The following is a 24,707-nucleotide window of genomic DNA, read 5'->3' on the forward strand; positions in this document are numbered from 1 at the left end:
CTCGGCAGCGGGAGCTACGGCTACGTCTACAAGGCCGAGCAGGCCGGATGCTTCTACGCCGTCAAGATCCTCCGGGGCCGCTTGTTGAATGACCGGGCCAGGCGCGAGATCGGCATCCTGAACCACATGGATCATCCCGATATCGTCCGCTTCTTCGGATGCGGATACTGGCCGGACCCCATCATCGGTCACCCCTTCATCGTCATGGAGTTCGCCGGGGGCCGGACCCTGGAGACGTATGCCTCCGAGGAGAACCCCTCGGCCAGGAGGTCCGCGCGCATCATCTTGGATATCGGGCTGACCCTCGGGGAGGTTCTCCGGCAAGGCGTCATGCACAGAGATCTCAAGCCCGATAACGTCATCATCCGGGATGGGAACGCGAGACCGCTGCTGATCGACTTCGGAGTGAGCGCGCTCACGGGGCTCCCAGCCCCGACCAGCTCGCGCCTTCCGCCGGGAACCATCGAGTTTCGCGCGCCGGAGGCGTGGCGTTTCAGCAGGGAGAACGACTCCGGGAGCTACGACTACAGCCCAGCGGACGAGCTTTGGGCCCTCGGGGTGTCGTTCTATTGGCTGCTGACGGACATCCTTCCGTTCGGGGACCGGGAGGACGAAGAAGAGGGAGGACTCGCGGAGCGCATCCTCCATCAAACTCCTGTTGCACCGCACGTCCTCAATCCCCGCGTGCCGCGCGCTCTCTCGGACATCTGCATGCGGATGTTGGAGAAGGACCCGGCGGCGCGCTACGGGAGCGTGGTCGGGTTCTGCTCGGCACTGGATGCGGCCATGGCCACCGCCGAGGCCGATGCAAGCTGGGACCTCCCGTTGTTCGAGCCGGACGCGCCCCACAACAGGACGACCGAGGAAGAGCCAGCGCTGGTGGATGTGGCCGACTCGAAGCGCTGGCTCCGACGTTGGCTGAAGAAAGAGCGGCGGAGAGGCCGGAAGCCACTGAAGAAGGCTCCGGCCCCTGTTGCCGAGGCCGAAGTCCTCGCCGCCGTCCCGGAACAGAAGAGACCCGCTGTTGCTGTTGCCCATGCGCCGGAGCCTGTTCCACCAGAGCCAGTTCCGCCCCCTGCATCCCAAGCCCCGGCCCCTCTCCAAGCGCCGCGAGCGGTAGCAGCGGGGGGCGCGGCCGTGGTGCTCGGCGCGTTCTTGTTCGCCACTTCGTTGCGCGCTCCCCCTGGGGCGGTGCCACTCGATGCGTCGTCCGAGGCCGCCACGACTCGACAAGCCGAGTCCGGTCGTGAAGTGGCGCAATCCGCGAAGCCGCTGGATCCTACGGGCGGAGAAGGCGCCGAGCCCGCGATGGGCTCCATTTCCGCGCCGGTTATGATCACGATGCTTCCCAAGGACGACAGCAGCGAGAAGCCCCAACAGAAAAAGACGAAGGTTCTCGGACGCGCCGCCAAGGTCATCGGTACGGGCCTGGTTTGCAATGCGCTGACCGGATGTCCGAGCCCCCAACAAGTACGGCCCACTCCGGAACCAGCTCCATGTCCGGCGGGTGCGGTCGAGACGATGAAGACGCTCGGGATCGACATCGGGAAGGCGCATGGGGTCCACTTCACCCTTGCGACGAAACCCGAGAACATCACCGTGAAGGAGGGAGAGACCACCCTCAGCTTGATTGGTGACTGGGGGAAGTTGCCGGATAGAACCCTCTTGTCCGGGCGGCTGATCTTCGGCGATAGGCGCGTGTACGGGAGATTCACCGAAGCCAAGGTGCCGGGCGGAGACACGTTCAAGGTCTGCCTGGAGATGTGGGACATCGAGGGAGGGCGAGGAACCATTCGGGAGCCGGATGGAAGCCCGGGGAGCGCACGAGTCTTTGGCACGGCGGTCGTGAGAGCCGTCAGCAGCTTCGAATAAGGGCCAGCCGAGCGGTCAGCACCATCGTTCTTCGGAGTCTTCTTCCCGTGTTCGCTTCGTCGCCTACTGCGTTCCTGGTGCTGCTTCTCGCGGCCACTCCCGCCTCCTCGCAGACGTGCCCTCCGCTCGGAGCGAGCGAAGGCCGCTGCATCGAGCTGACGGCGGAAGGGACCAACGAAGTCCCCGAGGTTCAGATCAGTCCAGGACAGCCCACCTCCTTCCGCTTCGACTCGGACGTACGTTCGGACGGGATGACGCTGGAGAATCGCGAGCGCTTCGAGGTAGCGCCTGGAAAGCGGCTCATCACGCTTGAACCCTCGGAGAGAATGCGCGGTGCAAAGCCCAGCACGTTGACGGTGTGTTTCACGGATGGCGCGGCGCCCGCTTGCGCATCCTTCCGGCTGATTGTCCATCCCGCGATTGGCGAGCGCCGATTGGAGATCTTCCGCCACGCGCGCTCGGTGAACTCCGTCCAGGCCGAGTTGAGGAAGACGCGCGAGGAGAACTCGGAACTGCGCGCCGAGAACGCGCGGCTTCATGCGGAACATGACCGGCCTGCTGGACTGCTCGGGCTGTTCGCCTCGGGCATGGTGGACGCGAACGGCATCCCTTCTCAGGACATCACCAAGCTCATTACGACACGCGAGAGCAACTCCCTCAAGTCATGGTGGGTAAAGACCGTCCGCGCTCCTGGCCGGGTTGTCATCGATTTGTGGCTGGAGAATCTGGATGCGGCGAAGTCGTGGACACCAAAAGGCGCGGTATTGGTCGGATCCAAGGGAGAGGTACTGGAGGCATCCTTCTGGCCAGCCGAGCCGCTCCCCCCGGGGGAGCGGCGCCACATCTGGGTCGAGGTGATGGCACCGGACGCGCGGACCGAGGGCACCTTCACCTTGAAGCTCTGGGAGGCTGACGGCCAACGAACCTTCGTCATCGGCAACGTGACCTTCCCTGCATTGGCCGTGAAGCCGGGGCTTTGATTGCAGCAGAAGCCTTGGTAGGCCCCGTGATGGGTTGGGACGGTTGGACGGAACGGGTCCCCGCGGCCTCAATTCGAGCAGCGCAGTCGAGGCCACGGACTTCGAAACCGCGTCGGCGTACTCCCGAAGTTTCGCCGCGCGTTTGATGGCCTCCCGGAGCGAGTCGTCCAATCTCGCCGCCAGCCGAGGAGTCAGTCCCCTTGAGTTCTCGGGGAAGATGATGACGGAGTCCCGGGGGTGGAGCCCATGAGTCGGTGTGACGTGTGCCGATGACGACACTCACGCCATCTACGCGCCAACGTGGGGGCGCGGACGAGGGGGAGAAATAGATATTTCTCCCAGATCTCCCGGCTATAGCCGGCTCGAACTCCGCGGATTTGCTGGGTCTTCTCCCTGATGACCGACGCGCCAGGGTCTGGTGCTGCATGGGGAGAAGCAACTACTCTGAGCCTCCACCCGATAACCCTATGAGGCCGGTCTCCTTCACCCGGCCTGTGGAGTCGGTCATGCAACAAGCCCGTGCCGTCGGTAGCGGCCCAATGCGCCGCCCGATTTGTCTCGCCCTGGGTCTGCTGGCCGTTCTGGCATCTGGTTGTGCATCAACGAGCGGCTCGGGGTACAGCGGCAGCTTCGCGTTCAATCGGGCCGAGTGCAACCCGACCGACAGCACCGTCACCTGTTGCCTCAAGCAGAACCCAGGCCAGTACGAGCGGTGTGGAGCCGTGGCTCCAGCGACGACGCAATCCCAGCCCAACAATCTCCTGCCTGGACGCGTTGAGTCCGAAGCGTCGCCGATCCCCGATCTTCCAACCCAGGAGGAGAGGGAGCGATGGGACAAGGACATCTGCCGACCGCATTACGCGAAGTGCATCCGCGCCGGAGGTGACGGCATCGATGGCCGGAAGTGGGGCGAGACGCAATGCCAAGCCTGTTACGACGCTTGTATGCGTCACGGGTTCTGGCCATGGCAAGCCAACGACAAGCCCTGCCCTGGAGCCTGAGCATGGAACCCACAGGCCGGGAGCGCTCCCCTTCATTTGGTCGTGAGATCGATCTTCTCTTCTTGGCGCTGATCGAAGCCAAAGCGCCCTATGAGGACTACAGACGCGAACTCTTGAAATTGGAGAAGCGGTGGCTTCAGAGGACAAAAACCCCAACCCAGCGACTCGCCGTACAGCAAACCATCGCGAAGACCATCCTTACCGAGGCGTACGGAAGCAGGTTGGCGTGGAAGGAGTTCGGGCGGTGGCTTCGCCGTCTCCAACAGCTCGGCTTCCGCGACCTGGGGATGCGCGTCCACGTCATCTGCCTCTACGTGCAGGCACTTCACCTCTTCCCCCGGCAGGCTCGTGAAGCATGGGCCATGTTGGAGGATACGGAGCGAAGGGTGCGCCGACTCAGTCGACAGAACCCTCTTCGAAAAGAACACCTGGAGGCCATCGAGCACGCGAAGAAGGTTGCCCGCGTGCCGCGCCCCCCTCCTCGATGACGTGATCGACGGCGGGGCCGAGTCGGACCACAAGCCCCGGCCCTTCATGGTCTTGTTCGGCTCGAGATGCCTCCAGGACCCGAGAGAAGTCCGGGCACGGAGCACGCGGTCAGCTCGCGGTTCATCAGCGAGTGACCGAACTCCATCTACTCGAATGGAGGAGGCCCGCATAGGGCCCCCCCTGTCAGGCTGCCTGCTCCCCCGGGGAGCATCAGCTTCCGGTGGCCAGGAACGTCTCCAGACTGGCCGGGTCGATCCTCACAACAGCCCCAACCCGAACGAACCGGAGCCGCCCCCCGGCGCACAGCCTGTGAACGGTGGCAGGAGACACCGTCAGCCGGTCCGCCACCTCTCGCACCGTCAGCAACCGCGCCAACATGGGCCGCGCTTGCAGCACCGGTGCAGCAGAAGCCTTGGTAGGCCCCGTGATGGGTTGGGACGGTTGGACGGAACGGGTCCCCGCGGCCTCAATGCTTCCGAGGGCTTGTGAATGGCTGGTAGCGTCTGGACACAACCCCTCTCCCCTCGGAAGAGGGACGGGGTGAGGGTGCCTGGCTCCCGGGCTCCCCAACAGGAAGGTCCACGGGATGTCCTGGCTGCTCCCCTGCGCGCTGATCTCCGCCACACTGGCCCAGACCGCCTCTGCGCCCGCGGCGCCCCGGGAGACGACGGTGGTGGCACCACGAGTGCCCACGCCGCTGAACCGCACCCCGGCGGCGGTGAGCGTGGTGGAGCGGGAGGACATTCAAGAAGGCCGCGCCACGCTGGGCCTCCACGAGTCACTGGTGGGGGTACCGGGGCTGGTGACGCAGAGCCGCAACAACGCCGCGCAGGACCTGCGGCTGTCCATCCGGGGATTCGGAGCGCGCTCGGCGTTCGGCATCCGGGGCATCACCGTGCGGGTGGACGGCTTCCCGGAGACGCTGCCGGACGGGCAGAGCAACGTGGACAGCCTGGACATGGCCTCGGCGGAGCGCGTGGAGGTGCTGCGAGGGCTGGCCTCGTCGCTGTACGGGAACGCGGCGGGAGGCGTGGTGAGCATCACCACGGAGGAAGGCCCGGAGCGGCCCTTCGTGGAGGCGCGCACGGTGAACGGGGACAACGGGCTGTGGAAGCTGAACGTGAAGGGCGGGGGGAAGAGCGGGGACGTGCGCTGGATGGTGGGCGCGTCGCGGCTGGCGCAGCAGGGGTGGCGGAGGCTGTCGGGCACGGAGCAGGTGCTGCTGAACGGGAAGGTGGGGTGGACGCCGGACGGGAGCTCGGAGTGGAAGGCGGTGCTGTCGCTGGTGGACGCGCCGGAAGCGGGAGACGCGGGAGGGCTGACGCGGGCGGAGGTGGAGAGCGACCCCCAGCAGGCCTCGCCGCTCAACGCGCAATACCGGGCGGGCGAGTCGGTGCGGCAGGGGCGGTTGGGGCTGACGTACCGGCGGCGCCTGGGCGAGGCGCACGAGGTGGAGGCGAGCGGCTTCCTGGCGCTGCGGGGCTTCCAGAACGCGCTGCCGCAGACGGTGGTGGCGTTCGACCGGACGTTCGGCGGGATGTCGGTGCGATACGGGAACCGGACGCCGCTCCTCGGGCTGCGCAGCCGCTTCACGGTGGGAGCGGAGGTGCAGTCGCAGGCGGACCGGCGGAAGAACTTCGACAACGTGGAGGGCCAGCCGGGCAGCGCGTTGCAGCTGGACCAGGACGAGGGTGTGCTGGGGCTGGGCGTCTTCGCGCAGGAGGAGTGGGAGCTGCGCGAGCGCCTGACGCTGGTGGCGGGGGCGCGCTACGACGTGTCGCGCTACACGGTGGAGGACTTCCTGCGGGAGGACGGGGACGGGACGGGGGCGCGGACGTTCCAGCAGCCCACGGGGCGGCTGGGGCTCATCTGGGCGCCGGTGCCGGAGGTATCGGTGTTCGCGAGCGCCACGCAGGCCTTCGAGGCGCCGACGACGACGGAGCTGGCGGTGCCGGCGGGGGCGGGCGGCGGGTTGTCGAGGGACTTGAAGCCACAGCGCTCGAACGGGGTGGAGCTGGGGGCGCGGGGGTTGCTGGGGGGCCGGCTGCGTTACGACGTGGCGCTGTTCTCGGTGTGGATACGGGACGGGCTGGTGCGCTTCGAGGACGAGCGGGCGCGGGCATACTTCCGCAATACGGGGCGCTCGAGACACATGGGGGCGGAGGTGGCGCTGGAGGCGAAGGTGACGGAGGAGCTGAGGGTGAGGGCGGCCTACAACGCGTTGCAGGCGACGTTCCGGGACTCCGTGTCACAGGGCCGGCAGCTGAGGGGCAAGCAGGTGCCGGGGATACCGGCGAACCAGGTGAGCGCGGAGGCGGTGTACCAGCACGCGAGCGGGGCGCGGGCGGCGGTGGAGGTGTTCAGCGCGGGAGGGCTATACGCGGACGACGCGAACACGGTGCGCGAGCACACGGCGTGGGTGGTGAACGCGAGGCTGGGGCACCGCTTCACGATGGGGGTGTTCGAGGTGAGCCCGTTCGTGGGGTTCCAGAACCTGCTGTCGGCGCGCTACAGCGACAACGTGCGGGTGAACGCGAGCCGGGGGCGCTACTTCGAGCCGGCGCCGCCCCTGTCGGTCTACGCGGGAGCGGGCCTGTCACACCGCTGGTGACACCCCACCAACACAACCCCCCGGGCCCATCTCCCCTCTCCCCCCGGGAGAGGGACGGGGTGAGGGTATCGGGGGCCCCGGGTTGCACCCATCTCCGTGCACCGGGCGCGCCCGTGGGATAACACATGCCCCATGACCGCCCCCGCCTCGAACCCGCTGCTCTCCGACCGTGACGTGGACTTCCAGCTCTACGAGGTGCTGGACACGGAAGCGCTGTGCCAGCTCCCGGCCTTCGCGGACCACTCGCGCGAGACGTTCACGCTCTTCCTGGACAGCACGCGCCGCTTCGCGCGGGACGTGCTGCTGCCCACGTACCGGTTGATGGACAACGAGCCGCCCTCGTTCCGGGATGGCCGCGTCCACGTGCATCCGCTGATGCGCAAGCTGTACCCGCAGCTGGTGGAGCTGGGCCTGCTGACGGCCACGCACCCGGTGGACGTGGGAGGCCAGCAGCTGCCCATCACGGTGTACTCGCTGGCCTCGGCGTACCTGATGGCGGCCAACCTGAGCGCGTATGGCTTCATCGGGCTGACGAGCGGCGCGGCGCACCTCATCCAGGCCTTTGGCAGCCCGTGGCTGAAGGACGAGTTCATGGCCCGGATGTACCGGGGCGAGTGGACGGGCACCATGGCGCTCACCGAGCCGCAAGCGGGCAGCAGCCTGGCGGACGTGAAGACGCGGGCCACGCCGGCCGGGGACGGGACGTACCGCATCACCGGCTCGAAGATCTTCATCAGCGGCGGGGATCAGGACTTCACGGAGAACGTGGTGCACCTCACGCTGGCGCGCATCGAGGGCGCTCCGGCGGGGACGCGGGGCCTGTCGCTCTTCGCGGTGCCCGCGCGCCGGCCCGAGGGCGGACGGCTGGTGGACAACGACGTGCGCGTGACGGGAGCCATCCACAAGATTGGCTGGAAGGGGCTGCCGAGCCTGGCGCTCAACTACGGCGAGGGTGGGGACTGCCGCGGGTGGCTGGTGGGCGAGGCGGGCAAGGGCCTGGCGCACATGTTCCAGATGATGAACGAGGCGCGCATCATGGTGGGCCTCAACGGCGTGGCGACGGCCTCGGTGGCGTACCAGGAAGCGCTGGCGTACGCGCAGAACCGGCCGCAGGGGCGCCCCGCGTGGGAGAAGGACGCGGCGCGGCCGCAGCACCCCATCATCGAGCACGCGGACGTGCGGCGGATGCTGCTGCGGCAGAAGGCGATCGTGGAAGGAGGCCTGTCGCTGCTGGCGATGGCCTCGTGGCAGGCGGACGTGGCGGCGCACGGGAAGACGGAGGAGGAGCGGCGGCGCGCGGGGCTGCTGCTCGACTTGCTCACGCCGCTGGCGAAGACGTTCCCCGCGGAGAAGGGCTTCGAGGCCAACGCGCTGGCGGTGCAGGTGCACGGGGGCTACGGCTACTCGAGCGAGTACCTGCCCGAGGCGTACCTGCGAGACCAGAAGCTCAACAGCATCCACGAGGGCACCACGGGCATCCAGGGGTTGGACCTGCTGGGGCGCAAGGTGATGGCGGCGGGGGGCGAGGCGATGAGGGCCTTCGCGGAGGAGGTGGGGGCGGCGGTGGAGCGGGCGAGGAAGGCGGGCGTGGAGCCGGCGTGGGGCGAGGCGCTGAACCGGGCGCTGCAGGAGGTGGTGGAGCTGACGATGGAGCTGGGAGCGGCGGGGATGGCGGGCGAGGTGGAGCGGATGCTGCGCCACAGCGCGGACTACATGGAGCTGTTCTCGGTGCTGGCGGTGTCGTGGCGGTGGCTGGCGCAGGCGGCGGCGGCGCGCGAGGGCCTGGCGCGCGGCGGCGAGGGCCGGGACTTCTACGAGGGGAAGCTGGCGGCGGCGCAGTACTGGCTGAACACGGAGCTGCCGCGGGTGACGCACCTGGTGGCGCTGTGCCGCTCGGGGGAGGACTCGTACACGCGGATGAAGCCCGAGTGGTTCTGAGAAGACGGTGAGGCGCTAACGCTGGCGCTAACTCCGTAAGTAGGTCCGCGACCATTTCCCCTCTCCCTTCGGGAGAGGGACGGGGTGAGGGTGCCAGGGCCCCGGGTTGAACCCCTGTCCCCACTGTGGGCCGCGGGTTGGAAGAACGGGCTCGGATACCCTCACCCCAACCCTCTCCCGGGGGGAGAGGGAGCATCGAGCCCCTTCGCTCATCTCCCAGAAGACGATGAGCCTCCCGAGGAACCGTGTCCGTCTCCTTCCACCTGTGCCAGCCCGGCCGGGGCGCCTCCTGTGGTGCCTGCTGCGGCCTCTACAACTTCCGCGACCACTCGCGCGCCACGCTCACCGCGCAGCTCGCCGCGCAGACCGAGGCCCTGCGCACCGTGCCTCATGAGCCGGAGGCCTGGCACACCACGGCCCGCGCGCTCCTGGAGTCCCGGCGGGAGAGCTCGCTCTTCCCCGCCGTCCGCGTCTGCCCGCTGCTCGGCTTCCTCGACGCGGAGCACACACGGGTGGGCTGCCTCGGCCACCCGAAGGTGACGGGGGGCGCGGACCTGCGCGACTGCGGCGTCTACCGCGCCGACATCTGTGAAACCTTCACCTGCCCGTCCTTCACCTGGCTCACGGACGCGCAGGCCCGGCTCGTCCAGGCGGCGTGCGCGGACTGGTACCTGTACGGGCTCGTCATCACCGACGTGGAGTTCGTCCGCGGCTGCCTGCGCCTGCTCGAGTGGGAGCTGGCGGGGCCCGTGGACCCCGAGGTGCTCGCCGCCCGCCCTGAGACGCTCGAGGCCGTGCGCCAGCTCTTCGCGCTGAAGGAGACCGCGCCCGGCCGGGGCACCCACGCCGCCGTGTTCGGCCGCTTCACCCCGGACACCGAGGGCGAGCCCCTCTCGCGCACGCTCGACTACGCCGCGCTGGGCGCCCGCGCCGCCCCCGAGGACGAGGTGGTGCTGTGCCTCGGCTATGTGCCCACACGCCTGGAGGAGCTCACCCGGGCCCGCGAGCTCGTCCACGCCCACGTGAGGGCCGTGGCCCACAACCTCGGAGCGTGACGCCATGGACAACCTCACCCACGGGTTGCTGGGCCTGGCCCTCGGCGCGCTCCGCCGCCCCGAGTCCCCCGCTGGCGCTCCCCTCTCCCCCACCGACAAGGCCGTGCTCCTCGGCTCCGTCCTCGCCGCCGAGATGCCCGATCTCGACACCCTCCTCCCCGCCGCCAACTCCGTCGACCACGCCCTGCGCGCCCACCGCGGCCTGTCCCACGCGCTCGCCTTCGCCCCCGTCGTGACCCTCGCCGCCACCGGGATTGCCCTGCTCGTCTTCCGCCGCGCCCGCTTCCTCCCCGTCTACCTCTCCAGCCTGCTCGCACTCGCGGTGGCCCACCTGCTGCCCGACCTGTGGACCGGATGGGGCACCCGCCTCCTCCTCCCCTTCTCCGACCGGCGCCTCACGCTCGACTGGACGATGGTGGTGGATCCACTCGTCACCCTTCCGCTGCTCGCCGGTGCGGTGTGGGCCTGGCGCCGCGGGGGACAGTGGCGGCGCGCCCTGCTCGTGGGACTCGCATGCTCGGCCGCGTACGTGGGCCTGCGCGGCGTGCTCCAGGCCACGCTGACGTCCCGCGTGCACGAGACCTGGCCCACGGCCGAGCGGGTGCAGGTCTTCCCCGCGTGGTTCTCGCTCACCACCTGGCGCTATGTGGCCGTGCTCCCCTCCGAGTACGTGGCCGGCTCCGTGTCCCCCGGCGAGCCCCCGCGCGAGGAGCGCCGTGTGCCCCGGCCCTCGGTGGAGGCACTCCCCGCCTCCGTGCGCGCCGTGCCCACCGTGCACGAGGCGCTCGCCTGGGCCCGCTTCCCCGTCATCTCCTCGGCCCCGGGTGAACAGGGACGCACCGTGGTGCGAATCGGAGACCTGCGCTACCACCTGCGCGGCGAGCCGACGCTCACGTTCGTCCTGGAGCTCGGGCCGGACCTTTCGGTGACGGATGCACGGCTCGAGCGCGGTGGCAGTGCTCGCGAGTTGATGGAACGGTGGCGCGGGTCTCGCGGGGGGAACCCGTGAGACGAATACCCTCACCCTGACCCTCTCCCGAGGGGAGAGGGGAAATTGAGCGCACGGTGGCTCGCTTGCTCTCCCGCGGCCCGTAGACAGGGACATGGGCCGGCGGCTTGCCGTGCTCACGCCCGCGCCCCACCTTCCCCCCGGGCGAGTGTGAGGGGGGCGTGGGATGGCGAACTGGATGGGGTGGGCGCTGCTCGGCGGGTGTGTCCTCTGTTGGACGGGATGCCGCAAGCCGGAGCCGGCACCGGAGCCGGCACCGGAGCCGACAACGGAAGTCACGAAGGTCGCGGTGGCCGCCGAGGCTCCGTCGGAACCCGCCCCCGTCCAGACCATCGACTTCGTCGAGCTGCCAGAGCCGCCAGCCCCCGGCACCGAAGCAGGACAGGCCGGACCGTCCGAGGAGCACCTCGCGCGCGGAACGGACGCGGAGACCCCGCCCTCGCGGCTGCTGGAGACGGACTCCGAATCCTGGGAGCGGCCGGGGAGACGCCCTGAGCTGCCGGATGAGGAGCGAGCCGGCTTCCTGGAGGCCGCGGAGGCGGCACGCGCCGGCAACGCGAGCATCTCCGCCACCGCGCCCGCCGAGGAGGTCACCATCGCCACCGGCACCGTGGACGGCCGGGTGAAGCGCGTGCGCCCCGGCACCATCGAGGTGAGCGACGAGGAGGGCAACATCTACGAGCTGCGCATCGACGGCCGCAGCCGCGGCCTGCGCCAGGGCCGCCACATCCCGCTCCGGGACATCAGCGAGGGCACTCCCGTACGGGCCTCGTTCGACCTGGTGGGCGGAGGCGAGAGCCTCGCGCGGGACATCCAGCTGCGGCGGTAGCCACGCCGCGAAAAGACGACGGGCGACCCCCACGAGGAGAGCCGCCCGCCCGTCATTCCATCCTGCTCACCAGGACTACGGCCGGGTGTAGTTGATGTTCAGGCTGTACGTGGCCGCGGTGTAGCCGCGCACCATGACGTACGCGCTGCTCTGGCCCGCGGGCACCGTCAGATCGCACGTCTCGGCGGCGCCGGAGCTGTACGGACGGCAGTTGTAGGTGCTGGTCGTGGGCGCCGCGCCGAAGCGGACGTAGAGGTCCGGGTCGCCCGAGCCCGACATCACCACCTTGAACTGGGTGCCCGCCACCACGCTGTACGGGCCGAAGTTGTCCGCCGCGCCCGAGGCCACGCTGTCGTTGATGGTCAGCGTCACCGGCGTGCCACTACTGCCCGTCCCGCCGTACGTGCCCTTGAGGGTGACGCCCGAGAACGCCGAGTAGGGGTTGAGGAACACGTACCAGGTGCCCGCGGCCGGGTTGGTGAAGGAGCAGTTCTCCGTGTTGCCACTGGCGTACGGACGGCAGTCGTAGGAGCTGGTGGTCGGCAGCGCGCCGAACTTCACGTGCATGTCCGCGTCACCCGTGCCACCGCTGATGTCGAACACGAGGCTGGCCTGGCCGGCGGGCACCTGCAGCGCGTAGTACTTCTTGCCACCGGAGATGCCGGTCACCGTCACGCCGTTGGTCAGCGGATCGATCACCGGCGGCGGAGGCGGCACGCCCACGGCCTTCCAGGCCTCGTTCACCGCCAGGGACTCGGCCGAGCCCGCGCCGTAGAGCGCATCGGCGGCCTGAATCGTGTACGTCTTGGCCTGCTCGAAGGTGGTGCTGGTGGTGAAGAGGTCCGTGTTGGCCTTGTAGAAGATGCGGCCGGCCTTCTCCGGGCCAATCGCCGGCACGGAGTTGGTGGACTTGCCGCGCGGATGCACGCCCCCCTTGCTCAGCAGCGAGAACACCAGGTTGCTGATGCCGGAGCTGTAGTGCACGTCCACGCCCGGGGAGTAGTCGCCGTAGAAGTCGAGCGACACCCCGTCCCTGGCCGGGTCATCCATGTAGCGGAGCGCGTCGCCCGCGGTGCCCGGCGTCCAGATGTCCTCGCCAATCTTGAAGACGTCCGCGTCCACCGCCCAGCTGCGCGTCCAGCTCTCGCACACGCCGGCGAAGATGTCGGACATGGACTCGTTGAGACCACCGGACTCCCCCGAGTAGATGAGGTCCGACTCGGAGTCCGTCACGGCGTGGGTCAGCTCGTGGACGGTGACGTCCAGGTCCTTGCCCAGCTCGATGGAGTCCGAGTTGTTGCCGTCGCCGTACACCATCTGGGTGCCGTCCCAGTAGGCGTTCACGTAGTTGCTGCCGTAGTGGACGGTGCTGGTGAGCGTGGCGCCCAGGTTGTCGTACGAGTCGCGGTTGAAGAGCGTCTTGTAGCAGTTGTAGGTGACGCCCAGCATGTCGTAGTTGATGTCGACATGGGCGTCGCCGATGGCCGCCTGGCCCTCGCTGCGCTTGAGCGTGCCCGGCGTGGTCGTACCGTTGTTGGCCGAGTACACCCGGCGGTTGAGCGCCGTGTGGATGAGCGGGTTCTCCAGGAGGACGCCGCCGCGCTGCGCGTCCACGTAGACGAGGTCGTTGGCGGGCATGCCCTGACGCTCGCCCTTCACGGACACCTCGTAGGCCAGGCGCAGCTCGGAGCTGCCCTCGGCGCGCACGTAGACGAGCTTCGCCTCGCCCTGGGCGGAAGCGCCCCGCGCGGTGGAGCCGGCCTCGGCGGCCCGCAGCGCGGCCTCGGGAGCCACGCGCGCCGCGGCGGACAGCTGCTCACCCGACCGCAGCGAGCCGTTGACCGCGTAGATGTTGCCCGCGCCATCCGCGTGCACGACGAGCTCGCCGCCCACCACGCGCAGGCCGTTGAGCGTCTGCTGGAAGCGCAGGTGCCGGTGGCCCTGCTCGTCCACGGTGGCGCGCTTGAACACCAGGTCCTCGCCGCTCACGCGGAACACCGGCGCGAGCTCCACCACCGCCTCGCGCAGCTCGTCCTTGGCGCGCAGCTCGCCCACGCTGCCCGCGGGCGACAGCCGGCCCAGCTGGCCCGTCACCGCGTACGGGACGCCGGCCTCGCTGCCCACCACGCGCGCGTCCTTGAAACGCGCCAGCGCCGCCTGGATGTCCACGTCCTTCTCACCCGCCCGCACCGCCTCCTCGTTCACTTCCGTCGTCGAACCGCAAGCGGCGAGGCTCGCACCCAGCCAGGCCACACACAGGGTCCGCATCAGTCGATGAGCCAAAGCAATACTCCTCGGTAGAAGAGACTGTTCACTTGAACTCCAAACTAAGCCGTGAACAAGGGGATGTGATGGTTTTCAGGAATTTTTCTGTGACGAGCGCTGTAAACGTTACCTCCACCCCCCTTGTCTCCTCCCCGAGGAGATGGAAGGTTGCGAGATTTTTCCGTGCGGGACGCAATGCGCTGGCCGTGTGCGGGCTGGCGGCGCTGGCGGCCTGTGCCCCTCGCCACACGCGGCCCGAGGTGCCGCTGCCCCCGCGCGTCACCGTGGAGCAGGCCACGCAGCTGGTGCCGCCGGGTGAGAAGGAGCGCGAGGGCTGGGCGGAGGACGTGCTGGCGGCGCTGGAGGCGCACCGGCTGTACCCCTCGGCGGAGGCGGTGTGCTCGGTGCTGGCCGTCATCGAGCAGGAGTCCGGCTTCGAGGCCAACCCGGCGGTGCCGGGACTGGCGCGCATCGTGCGGGAGAAGCTGGAGGCCTACGCGGACAAGCTGGGCCCGCTGGGGCCACCGGCGGTGAAGGGGCTGCTGGAGGGCAAGGCGCCGGGCCACTCGCAGACGTTCGAGCAGCGGCTGGCGCAGGTGAAGACGGAGAGGGACCTGGACCGCATCTTCCGCGAGCTGCTGGAGTACTACGAGACGGAGTTCCCGAAGACGTACTTCGCGGCGCAGGTGGCGAGCAGCCTCTTCAAGTCCACGCGGCTGGAGGACCTCAACCCCATCACCACGGCGGGCTCCATGCAGGTGAGCGTGCGTTTCTCGGAGGAGCTGGCGGGAGGCGACGAGCAGGCGCTGCAGCGGGTGCGCGAGGAGCTCTACACCCGGAGCGGCGGGGTGTACTACGGCACGGCGCGGCTGCTGGGCTACGAGGCGCACTACAGCGAGCCGCTCTACCGCTTCGCGGACTACAACGCGGGCTTCTACGCCTCGCGCAACGCGGCGGTGCAGTCGCAGGTGAGCCGGCTGACGGGCATCAAGCTGGTGACGGACGGAGACCTGCTGGCCTACGACAAGCAGGGCGAGCCGGTGGACGAGGACAGCAACTCGCTGAAGGCGCTCCTGGCGTTCCGGGAGCGGTACGTGCCGGACGACGTGAGCGAGCGGCGGGTGCGCAAGGACGTGGAGAAGGAGAAGGAGCTGGCCTTCGAGGAGACGGACACCTGGAGCGCCATCAAGCGCGTGTACCAGGAGCAGACGGGCGAGACGCCGGCCTACGAGCAGCTGCCGGCGGTGACGATCCGGAGCCCGAAGATGAGCGGGGACAAGTCCACGGCGTGGTTCGCGCAGTCGGTGAACAAGCGCTACAAGAAGTGCATGGACCGCTACGCGGCACTGCCGAAGTAGGTGGGCAGCCCCACATCGGAGAGGACCCACAACTCCCTCTCCCCTCGGGAGAGGGCGGGGGTGAGGGTGCCTCGCCCCCGTCCTCCCGACCCGTGGAGAAGACCCGTGCCTACTGTGCCTTCACCGTGCCCCGGGGAGCGAAGTACGGGTCCGTAATACGCATCTCCGTCACGGGCCCGTACTTGCGAGCCACGTCCCGGATGGCCGAGGCCTTGCCGATGAGCACGACGGTCAAGTCCTCCTGGGCGGGCATGACGCGCTGGATGGCGGCGAGGATGCGGGCCTTGTCGGTGGCGGCCACCTTCGAGGCGAACGCATCCACGTCGCTCGAGTCCAGGCCGTAGAAGGCGAGCTCGGACAACCGGGAGGCGATCTGCTGGCTCGTCTCCAGCGTGGGAGGGAACTGGCCCAGCACGTACTCCTTGGCGGAGGAGAGCATGGCGTCGTCCATGCCCTGCTGGCGGTAGCTGGCGAGCACATCCAGCGCCATGTCCAGCGCCTGGCCTGTGGACTCCGTCTGGGTGTACGAGGAGACGGCGAAGGGGCCGGGCTGGATGCCGGGCAGCACGGCCGAGCCCGCGCCATACGTCAGCCCGGACTTCACGCGCAGGGCCGTATTGAGCAGCGAGGTGAAACGGCCGCCGAGCACCGTGTTGGCGAGCGTCACGTCCACGCGAGCGGGGTCGGTGCGGGAGATGCCCGTATTGCCGGCCCAGAAGTACGTCTGCGTGGCGTCCGGCTTGTCCACCAGCAGGACGCGGCGGCCCTTCAGGGGCTGGGTGGGAGGAGCGGCCGGGACCGGAGTGCCCGCGCGATTCCACCCGCCGAGCGCGGCCTCGAGCTGCTTCGCGAGCTTCTTCGCGTCGAAGTCACCCACCACGGAGAGGATGAGCCGGTCTCCGCCCAGGTGCGCCTTCGCGTACGCCAGCACATCCTCGCGCGTGAGGGTGGCGAGCGAGGCCTCGCTGCCGCCCACGGGCCGCCCGTACGGGTGCGTCCCGAAGTGGAAGGCCTGGAAGTACGTGCCGATGATGCCGCGCAGGTCTCCATCCTTCGCCGCGGCGAGCTCCGACACCATCCGCTCGCGCATCTTGTCGAGCTCGGCGGCGTCGAAGCGGGGCCGCATCAGCATGTCCGAGAGCAGCTCCACCATGAGGGCGGTGTCGCGCGACATGAACTGCCCGCCGATCTCCAGCGACTCGCGGCTGGAGGCCACCCCGAGCACGCCGCCCACGCTGTCCACCGCCTCGGCGAACTGCGCGGCGTCGCGCTTGCCGGCGCCCTTCTGGAGCAGCTCGGCGGCGAGCGCGGCCACGCCCTCCTTGCCCTCCGGGTCCCCGAGCGCCCCGCCGCGCACCTTCGCGCTGAAGGACACCAGCGGCACCTCGTGCTTCTCCACCAGGAGCAGCCGCGCGCCGTTCTTCAGCTCCAGCACGGTGGCCCTGGGCAGCTTCACCGCGTCCTTCACCGCGTCCTCGCGCACCTGCTGCGCCGCGGGGGCCTGGGGCTTCGTCTCCTGTGCTCCCGCCGAGGAGGCCACCAGCAGCGCCGCGAGCGCCACCTTCCCGTTCATCACCTTCATCGCGCCGCCTCCTTCTTCGCCTCGTCCGCTTCGGCCTCGGGCACCAGCACGCCCACGGAGCGGTTGTTCCTCGCGAATACCCGCGCGGCCACCTTCTGCACCTGCTCGCGCGTCACCGCCTCGTAGCGCTCCGGCGCGCTGAAGAGCTTCTGCCAGTCGCCGTGGAACACCTCGTAGGTGCCGAGCGCCTGCGCCCGGCCGCTGTTCGTCTCCAGGCTGCGCCAGAACTCCGCCACGGCGATGTTCTTCGCCTTGCGCAGCTCCGCGTCACTCACGCCCGCGGACACCACCTTCGCCAGCTCCTCGTCGAGCAGCGTCTCGGCCTTGCCCAGGTCTCCTCCCGGGGGCAGGTCCACCAGCATCCACGTGAGCGAGGGGTCGAACCCCGCGCCCCGGTAGCCGCCCACACCGATGGCCACCTGCTCCTCCTCCACCAGCCGCCGGTGCAGCCGCGAGGAGTCGCCCTCGGTGAGGATGCGCACCAGCAAGTCGAGCGCGGGCGCTTCCGCGTCACTGGCCTTGAGGCCGTGGAAGGCCATCTGCAGCAGCGGCGCCTGGGCCAGCTTGCGCACCACCACGCGGCGCTCGCCCTGCTGCGGCGGCTCCTGGGTGCGCACCGGCTCGGGCGCGGGCTGGGCGGGGATGGGCTCCAGGTACTTCTCCGCCAGCGAGAAGATCTCCTCGGGCGTCACCGCGCCCACCACGATGAGCGTGGCGTTGTTGGGCGCGTAGTAGGTGCGGAAGTAGCGCTCCAGGTCCTCCTGCTTCCAGCTCTCGATGTCCGAGGGCCAGCCGATGACGGGAATCTGGTAGGGGTGCGCCACGAAGGCGGTGGCCTGCACCTGCTCCATGAGCAGCCCGCTGTTGTCGTTGTCCACGCTGGAGCGCCGCTCCGAGTAGACGACGCCCCGCTCGCTCTCCACCACCTTCGGATCGATGGCGAGGTTCTGCAGCCGGTCCGCCTCCAGGTCGAAGATCTTCTCCAGCGCCGAGCGCGGGAACCAGTCCTGGTACACGGTGACGTCCTCGGAGGTGTAGGCGTTGTTGCGGCCGCCGTGCGCCTCCATGACGCGATCGAACTCACCCGGGCCGTACTTCTTCGCGCCGTTGAACATCATGTGCTCGAAGAAGTGGGACAGGCCGGTGATGCCGGGGCGCTCGTTGCGGCTGCCCACGCGGAACCAGTTGTAGAGCGAGACGCTGGGGTTGTCCGGGTCCGCCCAGACGATGACCTTCAACCCGTTCTTCAGCGTCTTCGTCCGCACCTGGGCGCCGGGCTTTTGCGCGGCGGGGGTGGCCTCCGTCCCGGCCGTCACGGACCGGCCCTGGGCACACGCGGCCGTCCCGGCCAGCAGCACCAACCCCGTGACGAGCAACTTCTGTCTGAGCATCCGCTCTCCCTCCATGCCTCGAAGAGCCCACCCAACGGGTGGACCCATTTGAAATTCCCCGGGAGCCGGTCCCGGCCGTCAGCCCACCGACGACTTGAGGGCGGACGCGGAGGCGGGCGGCGCCAGGGCGCCCGGAGGGCCGTGGATCCACCCGCGCAGCGCCGTGGACAACGAGGCGAGGTGCGAGCCCCTCACGGCCCCGTAGAGGTAGCGATCCGGACGCAGGACGGCGATCTCCACCTTGTGCTCGCGGAACCACGCGTCGAGCTTGCCCTCGGTGTCCACCACCTCCCCGGGCTGGGCCTGGCCGGAGCGCGGGGGGATGATGCGCAGGCACGGGGCGCCCAGGCTGTCGGCGAGCACCTGGGCACCGCGGCGCACCGTCTCGCGGGTATCCGGGTGCACCAGCACGGCGAAACCGGGGCCCAGCAGCTCGTCGAGCCGGACCACCTCGCCGCCCGGAGCGCCCACGCGGGGCTGGGGGAAGTAGGTGCCCTCGGGGGCCTGACGGTGGGCGCGCGAGCCGCCGAGCATGAAGCCGCGGGAGATGAGGGGCCGGGGCTTGAACTCGAAGTTGCGGATGAAGCGCTGCGCGCGGGGGATGCGGTCGAGCGCCCGGAAGACGCTGTCGCGCAGCATGGCCATGGGGCGGCTGCCGGTGAGCACGACGCGGCCCATCTGGACGCTGGTGTCGAGCATGGCCTCGACGTGGGGGCGGCGCTCCTGCTCGTAGGTGTCGAGCAGCGGCTCATCCGCGTGGCCATGGAGCACGGACGCGAGCTTCCAGGAGAGGTTGTGGGCATCGCGCAGGCCGGAGCACAGGCCCTGGCCGAGCACGGGCGGCATGAGGTGGGCGGCGTCGCCGAGCAGGAAGAGGCGCCCATCGCGCCAGCGCGAGGCCATGCGGCGGTTGAAGACGTAGGCGGCGGCGCGGAGGATGGTGGCGCGATCCGGGTCCACGAAGGGGGCGATGAACTCGCGCAGGCGCTCGGGCCGGAGCAGGTCCTCGACCTTCTCGTCGTGGCGGATGGTGGCGTCCACGCGCATCTCGTTGCCGGAGCAGCGGGCGACGAAGATGTGGCGGTGGGGATCGCACACCATGCGGCAGATGGGGGGCGGGGGCTCGGGAAGCAGGAGGGAGATGGCGAGCATCTGCTCGTCATAGGTGGAGCCCACCATCTCGATGCCGGCGAGGCGGCGCAGGGTGCTGCGGCCACCGTCACAGGCCAGCAGGTAGCGGGCGCGCACGGTGCGCTCGGAGCCGGTGCTGGCGTCGAGGACGGTGGCGGAGATGCCGTGGGCGTCCTGGGACCAGGCCTCGAGGGACTGGCCGAAGCGCAGCTCGACGTGGGGGAAGCGGGCGAGGCCCTGGCGCAGCACGTCCTCGACGTAGGGCTGGCTGAAGAAGCGGAGGGCGGGGAAGCCGTTGCCGAAGTCGAGCCCCTGGATGACGACGCGGGCGAAGAGCTCACCGTCGGCCCCGGTCATCTGGACCTCGGGGACGGTGTACATGAGGGCATCCATGGGCTCGGCGAGGCCGGCGGCCTGGTAGATGCGCAGGGCCTCGTCGTCACAGGTGATGGCGCGTGGCAGACCGTGGGGGGCGGGCTGGCGCTCGATGAGGAGCGTGCGGACCCCGTACAGCCCGAGGAAATTGGCCGTCAGCGCACCCACGGGGCCGCAGCCGACGATGAGGACATCCGTCTCTTCCACACGTGGTGTCATGGAACTCCCTGCCGAGACACCCCGGCTGTGGGGTCCTGGCGAGAGGGAATGTACCGGATGCAGGCCGTCCCACCACGTCCGTTGTCACGGGGCTACCCGGCTGGCACGCGGACGGGAGGTTGAATGCCCACACCCGGGGTGCACCTACACGAGCCCCGCCCGCTCCATGTGGCGCAGGAGGACGCGGCGGCGCGCGAACTCCTCGCGCAGGCGCGAGAGCTCCTGCTGGAAATCGGCCAGGGAGCCCCGATGCCGGGCGAGCTCCCTCAGGTCCGTGAGGAGCTGGAGGCCCCGCTCGTGGTCGGCGGACTTCTGGGTGGCCAGCAGGGAACGCACCTCACGCCAGACCTCGGGCTCCCGCTTCGCGAGCGCCTCGAGCTGGCGGACGCGCGTCCGGGCCGCCCGCTGGGCCTGGCGCCGCTCCTGCTCGGCCTCGTGCGCCCTGGCCGAGGCGTGGAGCTCGCCCAGGGTCCGCCGAGTCCCGGCGGCCCGGGAGCCCTGCTCGGGGGGATGGGCCTCGCGGTAGCGGTGGAGCAACTCCGCGCCGAGCAGGGGCTCCGGGCCCTGGATGACACGCAGGAGGAGCGCGTCCTTCTCCGCGGTGGGCAGCGAGGAGAGCCACCGGGCCAGGGCCTCCTTGGGCACGGCGCTGGAGGCGGGAGCGGGGTTGGCCTTCGCGGCGGCGGCCACGAGGCTTCGGGGGACGAAGAGGAAGTCGGCGAGGGCCCGCAGCGGCTTCGAGGCCTCACCCAGGCCGGGCGGCACGGGGGGCTCCTCATCGGCATCTTCCTCGTCCCCGGATCTGCCCGCGAGCCATCCGATGTAGAGGGCACGCAGGTCGCCACCGATCAACGCCTCGCGCAGCGGGAGGAGGGAGTCGAGCCACCCCTCCCCTTCCGTCCACTCGCCGTCATCCTCCACGTCGACACCCAGCTTGAGGATGACGTGCTCGCGCGTGGTGCGCAGCGAGAGGACGTCCTCGAGCAGGTAGGGCTGGACGAGCGCGGGGTCGAACAGCTTGCGAGGAAGACGGAGCTGCAGCTCGCGGGAGCCCCAGCTGGCCAGGTAGACGAAGGCGTCGAAGTACCGCTCCATCAAGCGGTCCGGGTCCCCCCTGAAGTTCCCGTAGTTGTAGACGTTGACGAGACGGGTGGCGGTGATGTCCGCGCGGGTGGAGAGCTCACGCAGCTCCTTCTGCTGGGCGGAGGTGAGCGGCCGGTCCACGGCCCGGAACTCGTAGTACTGGTAAGTGCTCATGGCCGCCGGAGCATGGGCCACTCCACATGACTTGAGAAGTCACATCGTCGATTGGACGTTAGGCGTCCCACAGAGTACCAAACGCCATGGATGCACGCCCGAATCCGGGTTAAAACGTTCCCGCCCCCACGCATCCTCCAGCACCAGTTTGCTCTGCTGTAAGAATCACGTCATGCCGACGCCGTACTACAACCCGCCCAAGAGGCTTATATCCGAGGACAGTGCCCCTCCCAAGATTCGGCCCATCGCGCAACGAAGGCCAAGTCGAGTCGGCACGAACATCCATGGTGAGCGACGAAGCCCGCCCAACTCGTAATCAGCGGTGCCTGAAGTCGAGCACACCACCAGCAACAAAGAGGCGAACTGGCGCTGATGCATCTCCGCCATCCCAATGCTGCAACAGCCGTACGACAAGACCCACTGCGGTGGTACCATCACCAGGGCAGCCTGTGGTATGGTGTATGCGTGACCACCTCCTTATAGAAGATACTCTAACCTTATAGAAGATACTCTAATAGGAAAGGAGGGATGGCCCGTACATATATAATCTACTGGAATCCCGCCCCATGCTCAGTGAGTTGCAGACAATCGATTGTGACTTGATCAGAGGTGGAGTGGACCCAATTTTGGCAAAGCTTCCTAGTAGCGCTGGCGTGTATGCTTGGTACAAAAAGTTACTTCCGCCAGATCCGCTCAAGAGCGACGCGGCGTCGTTCGCCGAGTTTATCCTAAAAGAAACTTCGTTGCCGCACATGCTTCCCCGAACGGCACGACTTCCTCCCCTGTACAAAGTGACCGTCCGCAGTTCTCGGAATTTCTCTGAAGGTAAGCAGGAAGCCCTCGTCAGACTCTGCGCCAATCCACAGTTTCGCCGATTCACGGCAGATTTGATGAAGAGCGGCTCCGTCACTTTTCAGAATCCGCTCTACATCGGCAAAGCAGACTCTTTATCACAACGAATCGGTGAACATCTGAGAGGGCAGTCAGAACTCAAGGATCGTCTTGCCCGAGCATCTGTTAACATTTTCAGATGCATCCTCGTCTATATTGAAACCCCTGTGTTTTCAGGGGGCGAAGACGAAGAAGTCGCCACAAACTTGATCATAGAAGAGATGCTATCGAAACTCTTCTGCCCACCATTCACAGAGAGGTACGGTTAGACATGTCAATCAAACTCGGAAAGCCAATTCCACAAACCAAGTTCAACAAGCCAATCTATGGACTACATGGGGAGTACACACTCTCACCGCATGTAACCGTTCCATATTTGAACGCAAGTATAGAGATTGAGCGCGCCGTTTTGGAACTCCGCACATACGATCAGATCCCCCCCAACCTGGAGCAGCGCTGGTCTCTTGAAGAGCTATACCAGCGTGAAATTGATTACGACCGAATCGAAAAAGACATCGTAAATGGCTACCTGAAAGACCCAAACAAGCTAAAGTTCTTCAACGCTATCACCATTTTGCTTTTCCCCAAAAACCCTGATGGAAGTGGGGCATCTGGGTTCCAGGATTACGAAGGAAATGATCCTCGAATTCCGTATGAGGACCAGGACTTCGATAGTAGCTTCGGCCAGGACAATGCAAAGCGTGTAGTCTTTGGCGGTGTTCAGTATGTCCGCCTCGAACAATTCGGCCGTCTACGATGGGACTTGGCCCGCGTTGATGCTGTTGCTGTCGATGGACAACATCGACTGGCTGCACTGCGGAAGTGGTATGAATCGAAGCAGCAAACACTAGAGCCATTTGAGCGCAAGACTGTTGTCCCCATTCTCTTCTTGTTGATAAACGAGAAGATTGGCTTCAAAATGAAGTCAGAGGGAAACAAGTCATCGATGCGCGCGATCGCTCGCGAAATTTTCACTGATCTTAACAAGAACGCCAAAAAAGTTGATGAAGCACGCGAGATCATTCTAGACGACAAAAGCCTTACGGCGCTCTGCGCGCGAACGCTGGTCACTCGAGAAACGTGCAAAGATGATGCGGAGTTACTACCGCTCAGCCTAGTTCGTTGGCAGGAGGCAAACAATCGCTTCGACCAGTCTTATTATTTGAATAGTCTACTGAATCTCCATCAACTTGTTGATCTCGTTCTGAATCTAAAGGTACCAAACGATCCTTTGGATGAAGATGAGGTGGGTGCATACATTCAGAGTCTAGATGCATCTCTCGGCGGCGAATCAAAGGCTCTTGATGATGGGGATGTCGCGCTTAGCGAGTATTACAAAAAGAATTACTTCAATGGCGATGAGCCAGCGCGTCCATTCCTGCACCTTCCCGAGTCGTACTTGAAGGCCGCGGTCAGCAACTTCGAGGCACTTCACAAACCCTACATCCTCAAAGCCATCCGCGATTTCGCACCGTACGCTCGCGTGCTTGAATCTGCCAGACAGAAAGAGATGGTCACCGGATTCTTTGCAAAGTGGAATGCGCAACCCGAAGACCACAAATCACAACTCGGAAGCCAGCTAGAAAAAGAAGACACCCACTGGAAACGAAAAAGGATTGAGACGCCAATCGATCAAATCCAGGAACTCAAAGGTCTTGGCGACAACGAATCGTGGTCATTCAAAGTTATTTTCCAAAAAGCGCTCGTCCGCCTAATGCGGTTGGTCGCCTTTGAATACGCACACGAGTCTGAACGCCTTGGCACGCCCGAAGATGTTCTCAAGATACTTGGTGCGCTTGAGGCCAAGGGATTCTTCAGGCTTCGCTACCCATTGCCTGATGACGATTATAGCCTGTGGACATTCATCGGGCTCAATCCTACCAACCTCAAGATCAAGGCAACCAAGAAAGTAGAAACCAACATCTTCTGGTTACTTACACTCATCTATTATGCGAACCGCAAGTATGTCGCCGACACAAGGGCGGGCCAAACACCGATTACAGATCCCGCCACTCTTCTGCGCTACTTCTACTCAGAAAGCTCTCTTGGCCAAAAGCCCCGTATGCTTTGGCCGCAGTGCGACAAGGCAGCGAACGGTTTGTTGGCTGTATTCGAAAACGCTGCTCATTTGTTGGTGCGACGTCCAAGCGACATCAAAGAAACCAGGAAGAAATCTGAAGCGCGCAAGCGACTTACAGCAATTCTCGCAGAAGGCTGCGTAGAATTTGCCCCAACAGGGGGAGCCCCGTCTGACAACGCAGACGATTCTGCGGATAGCGCAGACAACCCCACTGCCGATGACCCTGTTGCATAACTAGTACTACAGTTGGACTTCCAAAACAGATTGAGAACCGTCGCGCTGGCCGGGGGCAATAGAGGAACCGCACCTTGAGGCAGGCAGACCTCGTCATTCATAGGAGTAACGGCGTCGCCCCTGGCTCGCAACTTCTCAGG

17 protein-coding genes are annotated in these 24,707 nt (G+C 67.1%); 11 read left to right on the plus strand and 6 right to left on the minus strand.

Translation table 11 applies throughout. The annotated features are described in order from the left end of the window. The 3 genes from VFZ09_RS49620 to VFZ09_RS49630 form a co-directional block, all read left to right on the plus strand. Nucleotides 1-1,872: serine/threonine-protein kinase (locus VFZ09_RS49620; RefSeq protein ID WP_329734884.1), on the plus strand; the 1,872-nt coding region annotated here is incomplete at its 5' end. A gap of 47 nt (nt 1,873-1,919) precedes the next feature. Beyond that, entirely contained in the window at nt 1,920-2,852 is a 933-nt protein-coding gene (locus VFZ09_RS49625; RefSeq protein ID WP_329734885.1) for a DUF2381 family protein, read from the plus strand. A 1,003-nt stretch (nt 2,853-3,855) separates the two neighbouring features. Then, nucleotides 3,856-4,341 carry a hypothetical protein gene (locus VFZ09_RS49630; protein ID WP_329734886.1) on the plus strand — a complete coding sequence of 162 codons (486 nt, stop codon included), beginning with the start codon at nt 3,856-3,858 and terminating at the stop codon, nt 4,339-4,341. Between the two features lie 211 nt (nt 4,342-4,552). Here VFZ09_RS49630 and VFZ09_RS51850 read toward each other — a convergent pair whose 3' ends face one another. Then, nucleotides 4,553-4,720, minus strand: coding sequence for a helix-turn-helix domain-containing protein (locus VFZ09_RS51850; RefSeq protein ID WP_414640816.1), 168 nt, complete (start codon nt 4,718-4,720; stop codon nt 4,553-4,555). A 208-nt stretch (nt 4,721-4,928) separates the two neighbouring features. Here VFZ09_RS51850 and VFZ09_RS49635 point away from each other — a divergent pair, with 208 nt between their 5' ends. From VFZ09_RS49635 to VFZ09_RS49655, 5 genes are all read left to right on the plus strand, one after another. Beyond that, nucleotides 4,929-6,953 (plus strand): TonB-dependent receptor, encoded by a 2,025-nt coding sequence (locus VFZ09_RS49635; RefSeq protein ID WP_329734887.1) that lies wholly within the window; start codon nt 4,929-4,931, stop codon nt 6,951-6,953. Between the two features lie 132 nt (nt 6,954-7,085). Continuing rightward, entirely contained in the window at nt 7,086-8,891 is a 1,806-nt protein-coding gene (locus VFZ09_RS49640; RefSeq protein ID WP_329734888.1) for an acyl-CoA dehydrogenase, read from the plus strand. A gap of 245 nt (nt 8,892-9,136) precedes the next feature. After that, the gene (locus tag VFZ09_RS49645; protein WP_329734889.1) at nt 9,137-9,946 is read left to right on the plus strand and encodes a hypothetical protein; all 810 of its coding nucleotides are present in this window, start codon (nt 9,137-9,139) and stop codon (nt 9,944-9,946) included. A gap of 4 nt (nt 9,947-9,950) precedes the next feature. Further along, a complete protein-coding gene (locus VFZ09_RS49650) occupies nt 9,951-10,955 on the plus strand; it encodes a metal-dependent hydrolase (protein WP_329734890.1) in 1,005 nt (334 codons plus the stop codon). A gap of 166 nt (nt 10,956-11,121) precedes the next feature. Beyond that, nucleotides 11,122-11,784 (plus strand): hypothetical protein, encoded by a 663-nt coding sequence (locus tag VFZ09_RS49655; protein ID WP_329734891.1) that lies wholly within the window; start codon nt 11,122-11,124, stop codon nt 11,782-11,784. Between the two features lie 75 nt (nt 11,785-11,859). Here the strand turns inward: VFZ09_RS49655 and VFZ09_RS49660 are convergent, their stop codons facing one another. Beyond that, on the minus strand, nt 11,860-14,067 hold the full coding sequence (locus VFZ09_RS49660) for a M4 family metallopeptidase (RefSeq protein WP_329734892.1): 2,208 nt from the start codon (nt 14,065-14,067) through the stop codon (nt 11,860-11,862). Between the two features lie 188 nt (nt 14,068-14,255). Between VFZ09_RS49660 and VFZ09_RS49665 the strand changes: the two genes are divergently transcribed. Continuing rightward, the gene (locus VFZ09_RS49665; protein WP_329734893.1) at nt 14,256-15,407 is read left to right on the plus strand and encodes a DUF1615 family protein; all 1,152 of its coding nucleotides are present in this window, start codon (nt 14,256-14,258) and stop codon (nt 15,405-15,407) included. A gap of 109 nt (nt 15,408-15,516) precedes the next feature. Here VFZ09_RS49665 and VFZ09_RS49670 read toward each other — a convergent pair whose 3' ends face one another. The 4 genes from VFZ09_RS49670 to VFZ09_RS49685 all read right to left on the minus strand — a co-directional run bounded on the left by VFZ09_RS49670 (nt 15,517) and on the right by VFZ09_RS49685 (nt 21,362). Next, nucleotides 15,517-16,989 (minus strand): pitrilysin family protein, encoded by a 1,473-nt coding sequence (locus VFZ09_RS49670; RefSeq protein WP_329734894.1) that lies wholly within the window; start codon nt 16,987-16,989, stop codon nt 15,517-15,519. Then, a complete protein-coding gene (locus tag VFZ09_RS49675; RefSeq protein ID WP_329734895.1) occupies nt 16,986-18,380 on the minus strand; it encodes a pitrilysin family protein in 1,395 nt (464 codons plus the stop codon). Before VFZ09_RS49675 ends, VFZ09_RS49670 begins: the two co-directional genes overlap by 4 nt. A gap of 78 nt (nt 18,381-18,458) precedes the next feature. Continuing rightward, nucleotides 18,459-20,105, minus strand: coding sequence for a bifunctional 3-(3-hydroxy-phenyl)propionate/3-hydroxycinnamic acid hydroxylase (locus VFZ09_RS49680; protein WP_329734896.1), 1,647 nt, complete (start codon nt 20,103-20,105; stop codon nt 18,459-18,461). Nucleotides 20,106-20,249: 144 nt separating this feature from the next. Then, nucleotides 20,250-21,362: a hypothetical protein gene (locus VFZ09_RS49685; RefSeq protein ID WP_329734897.1), complete on the minus strand. Its 1,113-nt coding sequence runs from the start codon at nt 21,360-21,362 to the stop codon at nt 20,250-20,252. A 566-nt stretch (nt 21,363-21,928) separates the two neighbouring features. On the opposite strand from VFZ09_RS49685, the gene VFZ09_RS49690 reads away from it, so the two are divergent. Together VFZ09_RS49690 and VFZ09_RS49695 are read left to right on the plus strand one after the other, a co-directional pair. After that, a complete protein-coding gene (locus VFZ09_RS49690; RefSeq protein WP_329734898.1) occupies nt 21,929-22,522 on the plus strand; it encodes a GIY-YIG nuclease family protein in 594 nt (197 codons plus the stop codon). A 2-nt stretch (nt 22,523-22,524) separates the two neighbouring features. After that, complete coding sequence (locus VFZ09_RS49695; protein WP_329734899.1) at nt 22,525-24,567, plus strand: DNA sulfur modification protein DndB; 2,043 nt, start codon at nt 22,525-22,527, stop codon at nt 24,565-24,567. Nucleotides 24,568-24,707 lie beyond the last annotated feature (140 nt).

Source organism: Archangium sp. (assembly GCF_036277355.1).
Taxonomy (GTDB): domain Bacteria; phylum Myxococcota; class Myxococcia; order Myxococcales; family Myxococcaceae; genus Archangium.

Excerpts from the sequence above, each read along its gene's own strand:
- VFZ09_RS49685 (WP_329734897.1), bottom strand. The coding sequence starts at position 21,362 with ATGAGCACTTACCAGTACTACGAGTTCCGGGCCGTGGACCGGCCGCTC.
- VFZ09_RS49650 (WP_329734890.1), top strand. The coding sequence starts at position 9,951 with ATGGACAACCTCACCCACGGGTTGCTGGGCCTGGCCCTCGGCGCGCTC.
- VFZ09_RS49675 (WP_329734895.1), bottom strand. The coding sequence starts at position 18,380 with ATGCTCAGACAGAAGTTGCTCGTCACGGGGTTGGTGCTGCTGGCCGGG.
- VFZ09_RS49640 (WP_329734888.1), top strand. The coding sequence starts at position 7,086 with ATGACCGCCCCCGCCTCGAACCCGCTGCTCTCCGACCGTGACGTGGAC.
- VFZ09_RS51850 (WP_414640816.1), bottom strand. The coding sequence starts at position 4,720 with ATGTTGGCGCGGTTGCTGACGGTGCGAGAGGTGGCGGACCGGCTGACG.
- VFZ09_RS49635 (WP_329734887.1), top strand. The coding sequence starts at position 4,929 with ATGTCCTGGCTGCTCCCCTGCGCGCTGATCTCCGCCACACTGGCCCAG.
- VFZ09_RS49680 (WP_329734896.1), bottom strand. The coding sequence starts at position 20,105 with ATGACACCACGTGTGGAAGAGACGGATGTCCTCATCGTCGGCTGCGGC.
- VFZ09_RS49690 (WP_329734898.1), top strand. The coding sequence starts at position 21,929 with ATGCTCAGTGAGTTGCAGACAATCGATTGTGACTTGATCAGAGGTGGA.
- VFZ09_RS49630 (WP_329734886.1), top strand. The coding sequence starts at position 3,856 with ATGGAACCCACAGGCCGGGAGCGCTCCCCTTCATTTGGTCGTGAGATC.
- VFZ09_RS49695 (WP_329734899.1), top strand. The coding sequence starts at position 22,525 with ATGTCAATCAAACTCGGAAAGCCAATTCCACAAACCAAGTTCAACAAG.
- VFZ09_RS49670 (WP_329734894.1), bottom strand. The coding sequence starts at position 16,989 with ATGAAGGTGATGAACGGGAAGGTGGCGCTCGCGGCGCTGCTGGTGGCC.
- VFZ09_RS49655 (WP_329734891.1), top strand. The coding sequence starts at position 11,122 with ATGGCGAACTGGATGGGGTGGGCGCTGCTCGGCGGGTGTGTCCTCTGT.